The sequence below is a fragment of the Pseudomonas sp. FG35 genome (assembly GCF_057809295.1).
This window is the reverse complement of record NZ_JBMDJR010000001.1, coordinates 885,297-895,830: the sequence shown is the minus strand read 5'-3', so window position 1 is coordinate 895,830 and position 10,534 is coordinate 885,297. Positions and strand designations below refer to the sequence as shown.

The 10,534-nt window shown below is 57.1% G+C and carries 15 protein-coding genes and 1 pseudogene; 5 read left to right on the top strand and 11 right to left on the bottom strand.

Features of this window, described 5'->3' with window-relative positions:
• Positions 1-135: 135 nt before the first annotated feature.
• The 4 genes from ACODTD_RS04095 to ACODTD_RS04080 form a co-directional block, all read right to left on the bottom strand.
• On the bottom strand, positions 136-1,170 hold the full coding sequence (locus tag ACODTD_RS04095; RefSeq protein ID WP_489104514.1) for a site-specific integrase: 1,035 nt from the start codon (positions 1,168-1,170) through the stop codon (positions 136-138).
• Complete coding sequence (locus tag ACODTD_RS04090; protein WP_489104513.1) at positions 1,171-1,380, bottom strand: DUF4224 domain-containing protein; 210 nt, start codon at positions 1,378-1,380, stop codon at positions 1,171-1,173.
• A gap of 274 nt (positions 1,381-1,654) precedes the next feature.
• Positions 1,655-2,227: a hypothetical protein gene (locus ACODTD_RS04085; protein WP_489104512.1), complete on the bottom strand. Its 573-nt coding sequence runs from the start codon at positions 2,225-2,227 to the stop codon at positions 1,655-1,657.
• 361 nt (positions 2,228-2,588) lie between these two features.
• Positions 2,589-3,152, bottom strand: coding sequence for a hypothetical protein (locus tag ACODTD_RS04080; protein WP_489104511.1), 564 nt, complete (start codon positions 3,150-3,152; stop codon positions 2,589-2,591).
• Positions 3,153-3,289: 137 nt separating this feature from the next.
• On the opposite strand from ACODTD_RS04080, the gene ACODTD_RS04075 reads away from it, so the two are divergent.
• Positions 3,290-3,688 (top strand): hypothetical protein, encoded by a 399-nt coding sequence (locus ACODTD_RS04075; protein WP_489104510.1) that lies wholly within the window; start codon positions 3,290-3,292, stop codon positions 3,686-3,688.
• A gap of 7 nt (positions 3,689-3,695) precedes the next feature.
• Here the strand turns inward: ACODTD_RS04075 and ACODTD_RS04070 are convergent, their stop codons facing one another.
• Entirely contained in the window at positions 3,696-4,343 is a 648-nt protein-coding gene (locus ACODTD_RS04070) for a DUF4406 domain-containing protein (RefSeq protein WP_489104509.1), read from the bottom strand.
• A gap of 137 nt (positions 4,344-4,480) precedes the next feature.
• On the opposite strand from ACODTD_RS04070, the gene ACODTD_RS04065 reads away from it, so the two are divergent.
• Together ACODTD_RS04065 and ACODTD_RS04060 are read left to right on the top strand one after the other, a co-directional pair.
• Entirely contained in the window at positions 4,481-4,831 is a 351-nt protein-coding gene (locus tag ACODTD_RS04065) for a DUF6864 domain-containing function (protein WP_489104508.1), read from the top strand.
• Positions 4,824-5,129, top strand: a complete 306-nt coding sequence (locus tag ACODTD_RS04060) for a hypothetical protein (RefSeq protein ID WP_489104507.1) — start codon at positions 4,824-4,826, stop codon at positions 5,127-5,129. Before ACODTD_RS04065 ends, ACODTD_RS04060 begins: the two co-directional genes overlap by 8 nt.
• Before the next feature lie 32 nt (positions 5,130-5,161).
• Here the strand turns inward: ACODTD_RS04060 and ACODTD_RS04055 are convergent.
• Positions 5,162-6,085 (bottom strand): annotated as a pseudogene (locus ACODTD_RS04055) (DNA cytosine methyltransferase).
• Between the two features lie 82 nt (positions 6,086-6,167).
• On the opposite strand from ACODTD_RS04055, the gene ACODTD_RS04050 reads away from it, so the two are divergent.
• Together ACODTD_RS04050 and ACODTD_RS04045 are read left to right on the top strand one after the other, a co-directional pair.
• Entirely contained in the window at positions 6,168-6,575 is a 408-nt protein-coding gene (locus tag ACODTD_RS04050; protein WP_489104506.1) for a hypothetical protein, read from the top strand.
• 156 nt (positions 6,576-6,731) lie between these two features.
• Positions 6,732-6,923, top strand: coding sequence for a hypothetical protein (locus ACODTD_RS04045; protein ID WP_489104505.1), 192 nt, complete (start codon positions 6,732-6,734; stop codon positions 6,921-6,923).
• Here the strand turns inward: ACODTD_RS04045 and ACODTD_RS04040 are convergent, their stop codons facing one another.
• From ACODTD_RS04040 to ACODTD_RS04020, 5 genes are all read right to left on the bottom strand, one after another.
• Positions 6,924-7,232 (bottom strand): hypothetical protein, encoded by a 309-nt coding sequence (locus ACODTD_RS04040; RefSeq protein WP_489104504.1) that lies wholly within the window; start codon positions 7,230-7,232, stop codon positions 6,924-6,926.
• Positions 7,233-7,313: 81 nt separating this feature from the next.
• Positions 7,314-7,778 (bottom strand): hypothetical protein, encoded by a 465-nt coding sequence (locus ACODTD_RS04035; protein WP_489104503.1) that lies wholly within the window; start codon positions 7,776-7,778, stop codon positions 7,314-7,316.
• Entirely contained in the window at positions 7,775-7,963 is a 189-nt protein-coding gene (locus ACODTD_RS04030; RefSeq protein WP_489104529.1) for a hypothetical protein, read from the bottom strand. Before ACODTD_RS04030 ends, ACODTD_RS04035 begins: the two co-directional genes overlap by 4 nt.
• A gap of 50 nt (positions 7,964-8,013) precedes the next feature.
• Positions 8,014-9,642, bottom strand: coding sequence for a YqaJ viral recombinase family protein (locus ACODTD_RS04025; protein ID WP_489104502.1), 1,629 nt, complete (start codon positions 9,640-9,642; stop codon positions 8,014-8,016).
• A complete protein-coding gene (locus tag ACODTD_RS04020) occupies positions 9,639-10,526 on the bottom strand; it encodes a RecT family recombinase (protein WP_489104501.1) in 888 nt (295 codons plus the stop codon). The genes ACODTD_RS04025 and ACODTD_RS04020 overlap by 4 nt, the downstream gene beginning before the upstream one ends.
• Positions 10,527-10,534: the final 8 nt, after the last annotated feature.

Here is a 10,534-nt window from a genome sequence, read left to right as displayed (position 1 = left end):
TTAAAATCCCCCGCTCGTAAGGGCGTGCCGGTTCGATTCCGGCTTCGGGCACCATGAATATCAAGGGCTTGCGTGAGCTTACTCATGCAGGCCCTTATCATTTTCGCTCCGCAATTTCGGAGCCTGCTCCGCAACTCACTTGGTCGGGGTGACTTTTTTGCCGATCCTTTTTCGGATGTAGTTCTCCGTCATCACCACAGTTGTGTGCCCGAGCTGATCCTTGGCCTGCATGATGTCGCCGCTCGATTCTGCTTTATCGGTACCGGCCTTGGCACGAAGATCTCGCATCTGGAAATCTCCTTTTTCCACTCCTGCGGCCTCGCGCGCCGCGTCAAACCTCCCTCGCAACATGCTGCTGGTCATCGGCTGGCCGTTGTCCATCACAATCAGCCTACTGGTCCTGATCCTGTGTCCCGCCTTCCGGGCCAGGATTCGATCGATCACAACTTTCAACTCTCCCACAATCTCAATCCTCCGCTTTGCTCGCGTCTTGCCTTGCTGAACCGCAAGCCTGTTGTCCCGGATATCTTTTTCGTCCATTTTCAATGTGTCGGCGATGCGCTGGCCGGTTAGGTAAAACAGATCAAGCGCGTCTTTCAACGGCTGATCGGCGTGGCTATAGACTGCTGCAAGCACCTCGTCCTCGATGTAGGCATCGCGACCGGTCTCTTTGTGGCCTTTTACCCCCGCGCAAGGATTCGCCAGCGATGTGTAGCCACTTGTCCTGGCGAAGTTCCAGATTGCGCTCAGCAGTGCTTTTTCCCGGTTCGCCCTTACGGGAGCTTCTTTGCCACGCTTCCTCAGATATTGAACGATGTGTTGAGGCTCGATGGCCTCTAGGGGAGCGGGTGGATCATCGAAAAACTTCAGCAGTTGCTTCAGCTCGCGGGCGTTGTCCCTTTGTGTGGCCGGCGCCTTTGTTGGAACTACTTCCTCCATATAGATATTGGCGACGTAGGCGAATGTCAGCACGGTCTGAACTATTGCTGACGCTGTGCGGGTCTTCTCCAGCTTGGCGTACTCGACGATCGCCAGTCCGTAATCGCTGCCTAGTGGAATTTCTTTTCTCGGATTACCGCCGGTGTCGTAGTAGTAATAGACAGTGCCACTGCGCTGCGTACGCTTTCGCAGGCGTGTGACACTGTCCGGCTTCGTTGGCTTTCTTCCCATTTATCCCACCAGCCGCGGCTGCCATTTCGGTTTTTCTGATGCAATTACAGGCTCTCCGGTCAAGGCTGATGCAAGCACACATGGCCAGCCACTCCGCTTGATGGTGTGCCGTATCCCATTCCTTTTGAGGACCATCAGCTGTCCGGCCTTCGTTTTGGCTCCGGTGAGGGTGCAAACCTCTTCATGCGATAGAAAATGAATGCCTTCCATGATTAGCCTCCGTCGCTGCTGTTGAACCGCGGTGCGTTCAATATTTGATTCATGTAATGCTCCACGCCGCCGGCGGCGGCAGAAGGTTTTAATGAAGGGTCACGCTGTCCTGCCTTGGGGCGATGGCGCGAGTCTGTTGTTCAGTGCGGCGGCAGATGTGCTGAACCTTTCCGCCGCAGTCAGCGATCACCCATCAAAATCCGCCGAAGCGGTGCGGGCCCTTGATGATCTTCGTGATGGTCATGGCGCACTTCCTTGCCCGGGTGGGCGGAGGTTACTGAGTGGCTTTCGCGATGGCTGCTCGGACGACTTTCAGATACTGGCCATCAACCCCGACGTAGCCCATTCCTTCGCAGCGCTTCTGAACTCCATTCAGTACCTCGACGAGTTCGCCGTGCTCCCCTTTCAGCTTGATAAGCTCTTGGCGGAGCTGGTCGGCGTCCTCCATCCATTCCTCAGCCATGATTTCGAGGTGTCCCGCTGGCTCCCAGGGTGAGGGGATTACGTTCGTTACCCAGTCGTGCCAATGTTCGACGCTCTCACCTCGCGCAATGCGGTCCTGCTTCATTTGTTCGCCAAGGTCGCGTAATTCCTGGGCTCGCCGTTTGGCGCTCTCCTTGTTGAAGCATGGATACTCTTCACCCGGGCCAACGCTGTGGATCGCCCAGAGCTGCAGCGCTGGCTCGGCAAGGATGCCGCGTAGCTCGAGGATGTCGCTGGCGCTCGCGCTCGTTTGTTCGAGGGCTTTCAGACCTTGCTCCGCCAAGGCGCGTGGCAAGGTAACAACCTCGATCGCAGGAGCGGACGGAGCGGTGAGGATCGCGATTTGTTGTTCAATCGTGAGCACGGGAATTCCTCGCCCGCCGTACACCGGCAAGCTGTTGTTAAGTTATGGGATTGATCTAATGTGAATGCGTCGACGCCCAATCTCAGGAGATGCACATGAGCAAAACGCTAGAAATAGAATTCGAGGGGAGGACTTATAGGGTCACATATTCGGTAGACAAGGGGCTGATCACCGTCCGAACCGTATTCGGCTCAAAGGCGACTCAGGTGGGTGGATCTCCTCCAGACCTACTCGCTCAAATCATGGGGCGAGAGCTGCTGTCGGAAGCGAACGGCAGAGGGCAACTGTGAGGGCATGGAAGTAGTTTTCATTTGTTACCTCATCGTGTAGTAGTACACGTAGGCGAACCAGGCGAGGGCGATCATGGCGTCACCCGCTTGAACTCTACGACCCAGACCCAGGGGTTGGCTTCCCAGTCGCCGCCGGTGGATTCCCACAATTCTCGCCATGCTGCTGGATACCAATCGCGGTAGTTCGGCGAAACGTCGTCGCTGGCCAGTTCCGGTGGGCATTGCAGGCCTTCCGCCCGGATGTCAGAACGGCTGATGTCCTGCAACCGCTCGACGCGCACGTCGGTGATCTCCAGCAGGATGCGGCTGTCGCGGCGGAACATGTGGATGCCCGGTTTCCACGGGCCACCGTAGTCCGTGCGGTTGTCGCTCTCGCGGTACACCACCCATTCCTGGTCCGGCGCCTGAGCTACCCGGATGCGCGCCCAGGCCTCGCGCACCCACAGCCTGTCGCCGGGCTTGCCGAAGGGACAGAGACTGTTCGCCGGATCTGCGACGTACTCAGGCGTGAATTCCTCAAGCCATTTCATGCCTGCGCCTTTCACGGGCCGCCGCGTCACCGTCTTCCGGCCATCCAGAATGGCGCGCACCATCGGGGCCGAGAACAGGATCGGCCGTTCCTTTACTTGAGACATGCGGATTCCTTGCCGTTATAGCGGCTGACTTTGAAGGGGGAGGTTGGTGTTTTTTAAGAGAAGTGCGTGGGTGAGGAGCGGCTATAGTTTCTCGGATCTGCCGTTGACGATCGACCAACTAAAAGGAGGTTGTTGTGATGCGAACCTTTTTTAAGGCCTCAATTTTCAGTGTTGCGTGCCTGGGCATTTCTGCTTGTTCTACGATTGACGGGCTGCAGCCCACTGACACTGGAGTGACCGTTGAAGTACGGAATAAAACTTACAACGAGGTATGGAAGTCGTCGGTAAGCGCGATGAGTTCCGGCTTAGCAATTGTTGAGATAAACAAAGGTGCTGGCGTCATTAAATCCGAAGCACCTGCAGGAATGGCCACTTGGGGGGAGGTCATCGGTTTGTTTGTCACTCCTGTCTCGCCTTCTGCAGATATCTATTCAGTTCGAATCGTCAGCAAGAAGCGTTCGACGTATCAAATTACTGGCCAGGATTGGGCGCCGTCTATCGCTGCTCGCATCAGGGCGGACCTGGACGCAGAGTAGCCGATCCTCATGCAATCTCCATCGATACCAGATCATGGGCGCTCACAACCGGCATGCCGAGCTCGCGGGCGATGTGCACCTCAAGCCGGGCGCCTTTCGAGTTCTCCCAGCCGGGCAGCACCGCCACCTGGCCGCAAAGATCGAGGCGGGTCAGGTCGTAGGCCATGTAGTCCGACCAGTCCGCACCCTCAACGACGCCGTGTTCTGCCGGGTTTTCGACGACGTAGCCCCGTGCTCGCAGGTCGGCGGGCATCTTGTTGAAGGCGGGGAAGTTGAAGTCTTCGAAGCCAGTCATGGGGCCGGCCAGGTACAGGCGGTTGGCTCGGTCGGCCTGAAGCGTTACGCCTGACCCTGCTGGCGCTGGCGCGAGGTCGTGCCAGGTGTCGACCTCGAACTCTGCGGGGCGAAGGCCAAGGTGCCTGCCGTCGAGCATCACTGCTGCGACGGCGCCGTGGCTGTTCGTCCACACTGGATACGAATTGCCGACCGTAGCCACCGGAACATCGCCCTTGATATAAGCGAAACCGATGCCGGGCATGGGGTCGGCAGTTACGGTTTTCAGCATCCGGACCGTGCGCGGGACACGATCACCAAACGGGTAGATGTTGCTGCGCTTGTGCAGCGCAGGGCAGTCGATACGGTTTTCTGTGGGCATGGGGCGTCCTATGCCGGGGCAGTCGATTCGGTTTGGGGCGCAATATTTAGAGGTTGCGGGTAGCAATATTTTTGCTTGGGGATACCATTGACATTTCAGTTGAGATAACGTCGCCCTAATTTTGAGAGGGGAGTTCAATGCTAGCTGTTAAAAGTTTTGTAAATGGTTATGAAATAATCAACTCTGGGATTATTCATCTGTCCGGTACCAGTGCGCAGATTCTATTGGATGGCATGCCGATTGATATATTATTCAAGGAGGATGGAGGTGTCGCAAGATATTCATCGGAAGTTGAAGGTGGTGGGATAAAAATTAGTTTTTATAATTTCAGCAGCCCTTTTGGTGAGGGTAGGTTGGATCCTATTACAGTTGCAACTATTCAGGGGAGGGATATCAAATTTACGTTTTTTGTTAATACTATTGATAAAGTAAAAAATGAAAGAAGTATTACTTACACATTGCTAATGGGGCCAGAAGCGAATGGCTGAACCAAAGGCACATTCTGACAGCGCGGGAACCATTGGTAATCGTGCTCCGCAGCCTAAAGCAGGCAATTCTGGTAGAATCGCGGAGACTATTGGAACAGGTGAGAACGCAAAAAATTCCATAGTTTGGATGACTATTACTTGGAGTTTTTCTATAGCAACAGCCATGAGTTTTTTGTTTTTCTCTTTGGTTGTTTGTTATAAGGATTTTAACTATCTCGATAGTATTAAGTCTGTGTGGTCCATTTTTGTTCCGATAATTACTCTGGCTCTTGGTTATGCGTTTGGTAAAAGCAAATAAGGGGTTTCTTCCTTATTTAGCAGTGGAGGGAGTCATGCTGCTGCTCGCAACGCTTCAATCATTCTCTGACCAGCTAAGGGAGGTACTGCATTGCCAGTCATGTGCAGGGTCAGTCGATGGTTCTCGGGGCGCAGCGTGTCCTTCGGAAAGGACTGAGCGGCCATGGCCTCGTCTGCGGTGATCATGCGCATCATGTCTCCGTCGACCACTGCCCAACGATCGAGCGTCGTAATAGTACCGATCGGGCGGTCTAGGCTGCGACCCGTGAGACCAGAACCGGAGCCGTAGTAGGGCATCACGAATCGTTCGCCGAAGCGCTCGCGGCCGTTCTTCACGCGGTTCAGTGTCGACAGGGCTCGGCCTGGCTTATTGATCGGCTACCACTTGCCAGCGTCGAAGTCGATAATCTCGCGGGCCGGAACGTGCTGATAGCGGGGCAATTGCAGGTGCAGCGGTGCCTTGCTGCGCGAACAGACCATGAACAGGCGCACGCGGTGCTGCGGGACGCCGAGGTCGGCGCAGTCCACTATGTGAGGCGCCAGTGCATAACCCAGGCGCTGCATGGCATCGGCCCAGGCTGGGTACAGAATCCAGTCCATGAACTCCGGAACGTTCTCGATCACCGCGAACTCGGGCCGATTTGCCTCGGCGTTCTGCACCGGCGCCCAGGCTGTCGATCGCGAGTTGTCGTGTTGAGGATTGCCGGCAGCCTTGCCGCGAGCCTTGGTGTGTCCTTGGCAGCAAGGGGAGGCGAGCATCACATCGTGCTTCGGCACGTCAGCCCAGTTCGCCTGGTGCAGATCCTGACAGGCGTGGATGGTCTCCGGGTTGTTGCGGGTGTGCCGCTCAACCGCCTCGGGCCAGTGGTTAGCAGCCCAGAGGACATTGAGCCCGGCGTCCTTGCCGCCACGCGTCCATCCGCCGAAACCAGAAAACAAGTCAATTGCTGTGAGCATGCGGGATCCTCGCCGGCTGGCGTGATTCGTTGATATGGGGTATTACGGGTGACCGGCATGGAGCCGGATCAAGGAGATAGATATGCCGCTTGCCGCACATGAGGTTATTGTTGGTAATGTTGCAATATTGGATGGGGACTCGCTGTTCGCAAATACTCAAGTAGACCACGGGCCTCGCACAGATAAGCGTGTGATTGGTCATCGCCCATTCTTATGTATTGAGAGCGATGGATCGCACTGTTCTTGGGTGATGCTCACAACCCAATACAATCCTAAAAGATTACTTTTGGATCAGTGGAAAGTACCCGGCTCGCCGAAGTGGATGCGCGACACTCAGTATCTCTGCGATGCGAGAGAGGTTTTGCGCGGACCGGTCTCCGCATTTGTCACTGCCGGCAAAGACGAACTCCCTCATAAACCTCATATTCGACATGGCGTCTCTCAGAATGGAATTGACGCTGTGTTTAGAGAGATAGAAAAATACTCTTGAACACTGCCTGACTGCATAAACAAGCTCGTCTCAGAAGAGATGTAGAAAATCGATTACTCCAATGCATGCGCCGCCCTCTGGTGGCCGGTGGTGGCAATTTGGTTTGGGTTGGGGTTTTACGGGTGACCGGCAAAGGGCCGGACCAAGGAGAAGTAGATGGGTATCGAAGAAATGCGTGACGACGAGTTCAAGCCAGCTTGCCCAAAATGCTCAGGCATTGAGTTCACTGCTGTTTCCAACCGCTATGTAGCAAGGACCTCAGAAGCGATCAGCATGATTGTTTGTGCTGACCTGAAGTGCCAGACCGTGGTTGGCGTATTGCCAAAATCGGAAGTGTTCCCAGAGTAATCAGGCTTCAACGCCGGTCGCGGCGAACTCTTCAAGCTGCCGCGACCACTTTTCTTTAATTACCATTTCCGGTCGCGACATGTTGGCGAAGCGAGCAGACTCTTCAGCCGGAGCGGCTGCCAGATTGATGATCAGCGTCGAAACCGTCTCCTGCCATTCTTCAAAGTCGTGACGCTTGCCGAGGATCTGAAGCGCATCATCAAGCGCTTTCGAAACAATCAGCGAGCGCTTCTCGGCGCCGATCCGCTCGAGCAACGCCTTCTCCTTGGCGCGCTTGTCCTTCTGCAATTGCGCGTTGCTCTTGGCCATGGCCTACCTCTTCAATTCCGCTGGCCGGCAAGTCCAGCCAGGTCTGTCGGCGGCGCGTGGCCGCCCGGTTGGTGGTTCGTTTCACGCTGCGACCTTCACCTGATTCCAGGCGCCGGCGGCGTAGAACAGCTTTGCAGCCTGCGCCTCTTCCAGCGTGATCTCGGCCGGGATGGCGATCCAGCCCGATGCGAGAATGTGGTTCGGGTTGCAGCCGTTGCGCAGTTCCAGGTAGTAATGCTCGATCGCGTCCGTCAGGCGCTCGACCTTGTACATGCCCTGCGGCGAGATCTCCGTGGACTTCAGGTACTCGGTACCCAGCTCATCGCGGCACATGGCGGCGATGTAGATCGTCCAGTGATAGGAGAAGTCGAAGAGCGCGTTGGCGATCGCCAGACTCCGGATCTGCCGGCAGTTTTTCCAGTTCACCATGATCTGGCTGCCGCTCGGATCGATGTTCACCACCGCGACGTGATTGGTGCTGAGCAGCGCCCGGCAACTGCGTTCGGCCCGGGCGAAACCGTTGTTGGGTTTGCGTTTCGATTTCATAGCGAGTCCGCCATCTTGCGCAGCGCCCTTCGTTCTTCGGTCGATATCGGCTTCGGGCGCCGCTTGAGGACCGTTTCAGGGTCTATTTTCTTCGAGCGGGGCGGTGGCAGCGGATTGCGCGGCGGACTTTTCAGATGGTCTATCTGTCCGCCGGCGGCCAGGAACTGGGCGACTCGTTCAGAGATCGACTCAGCGTCCGGCCGGTGCTACTCCACCAGGTTGAGGTGGTTGCTGATCATGCAGCCACCTTGACCAGCTTCACGCCAGCCATGCTGAACTTGGCGCCTTGAGCGGCCACCAGAGCATCAAGCTTTTCCCAATCCACTGTCAGCACCGAAATCGGGGCCTGGCCAACAGCGACGGCATGGATCAATGCTTCCAGATCGAACACTTCAGCCTGCAGGTGCACCGGCGTCGCGGTTGCAGTCGATGGTTTCGAGGCAGACTGAACCGGCGCCGCAGCTTTCATCGGTGCCGAGCTGGCAACTGGAGCCTGTTCGACCGGCGCCTTGGCCTTTGCCTCGTCCTCGATTCGCTTCAGCTCCTGCTGGCGGATCTGCTCGCGCTGGGCTTCGGCTTTCTGCTCCTCGGCCTTCTGGTGTTCAGAGATCCGCACCTTGATCAGCGCGACCAGGTCGTCGTTCGCTTTCAAAACCAGTTGCTGAACGTCGTTGAACAGGAAGAGGTAGTCGGCGGCAAGCTCGTCCAGGCTGGCCAAGTTACTCCGGATGTTGTCCCCGATCTGGCTGGCGGCAATCTTTGCCCGAGCCAGCTCGGAGTCGGCAGAGTCACGCAGGCTGCTGATCGTCTTTTTGCCTTTGATGGCTCCGGCGAAATCTGCAGGCACCGCTGGCATACGCGCCTTGCCGCCCAGTGAAGCGTTGATCTGGTCTATGTGAGCCTGCAGCGCTTTCGCTGCATCCATGACGATGTCTTCACGGATGCTCAGCTTGCGGGCCTTCACCAGCTTGTCGAGCATCAGGCGCTTGGCGCGGGCTTCAGCGCTGATCTCGTCGATGGTGCGGAACAGTGTGTCAATGCTTTCGGTTTGGCTCAGGGCGTGCTGCTTGGCAGCTTCCAGGCGCTCTTCGACATCGCCGCACCACTTGACCGCTTTCTCCGCGTCGGCAAAGTGCTGATCCGTTTCCAGCTCGGTGTTGATCGAGCCAAAGACAGCCAACGAGTGGGCTTTGAACTGCTCCAGGTTGCTGGCGGTGACCATGCCGGTCACTTCGATGCGTAGCGCTGGCAATGACTCCGGGGTTTTGCCGACGGCTTCCGGCACCACTTCGGCCGGAGTGAAATCCAGCAGGTCAGCCTGGAACTGTTTCCAACCTGCGACGAGCGTTGCGGCGCGGCCCGGCACCGGCGCGTATTCCATCGACACGAAGTTTTCCTCGGTGCCGTCGGAGCAGACGAAAATTACTTTCTCTGCGCCGCTTACCAGCAGCTGCTGTTCGAGCTGCCAGTAGTAGTGCGGATCAAGGCTGCCGGCGCGAACGTCGGCAGCAAGTTGCTCGTTCCACATTTTGTGTTCGAACAGCACGTCGCCGAGGATTGTGCAGCCATCGAGGGATGCGAGCAGATCACCTTCGGTGCCGACGACAGGAAACAGGTCCTCGCCAATTCGTCCTTCTAGAATCGGCCGAGCAAGTGCCTCGGCTTCGTGTCCTTTATCGAAGAGGTTTTTCTGCACCCACCACGACACGTCCCGATCGAGCCCGGTCTTTTTCGCGTGCAGCAGTTCGGTACGCTTCATCTGTTTCGATGCGCCCATCATTGCCGGCGCTTCGGAGGCGGTGAAGTAGTTAGCGCGGAGCGCGTGCCAGGCTTCGGAGCCCTGAGCGACATTGTGGATTTTCATTCTTGGTCTCCTTCAATTGGCGCGAGCGCTTTGATCTTGGCGATCTGCTCTTGGCTCAGGGTGAATTTGCTGCTGACGGTTGCGATCAGGTGATCGGGTGCAGAGCGGCCGGCGTCGACCGCGGTTTGCCATTTGGGCAGGTTTTCCGCGAGCTTCTCGTCGGGGTAGGGCGGAAGTTCCGCTGGTGCCGCGCTACGCGCCGGTGATACATCACGAATAGTTGGTGCGGTTTCTTCCAGTTCATCTGGGCTGTACACGCCGAGTATCACGTCCGGGCAGTAGAGGCGCGACCAGCGCTTAGTGGCGAGGTACGCCAATTGCTGGCGAGGGTCGTCAGCCCAGAGCGTGCTGTTGCGGGTGCGAGCCTGGGCCAGCAGCAGCTCAAGCACCCGAGGCTCCTCTTCGCCCCGGAAAGTTGCCCAAACTTTCACGCCCAGGCCTTGCTCGTCCTCCAGCTTCCAGCCAGGAACGCGGTACTCGCCTTTGTCGCCGTTCTTGATGGTGAACTGGCCGATCACCTTCTCCCACGCGCCGAACCACTCGTAGTGCAGGCGATCCAGCACCGGTGCGCAGGTGGTGATCACCGCATTCACCAATTGCGCCTCGTAGCCCAGCACGCCATTGACCAAGTGCGTTTTCTGTGCCACGGCGAACGGGTTCATCTTCCACTGCATCGATTGCATGACGACCGCCAGACAATCCGCCGGGTTGCCGTTGAAGTGCTTCGGCAGCGTGGCGCGGCCGGTAGCCATGACTTCGGCCAGGCGCATCATCTTGTCCAGGCTATCGCCGTCCAACACCAGAGCACTGGTGCTGGTTGCTGCGTGCGGAAGTACGTGCAGGTTTCGGTCGTGCGCCACCGGAGCTACGCTTTGAGCGGACATAAGTGCCT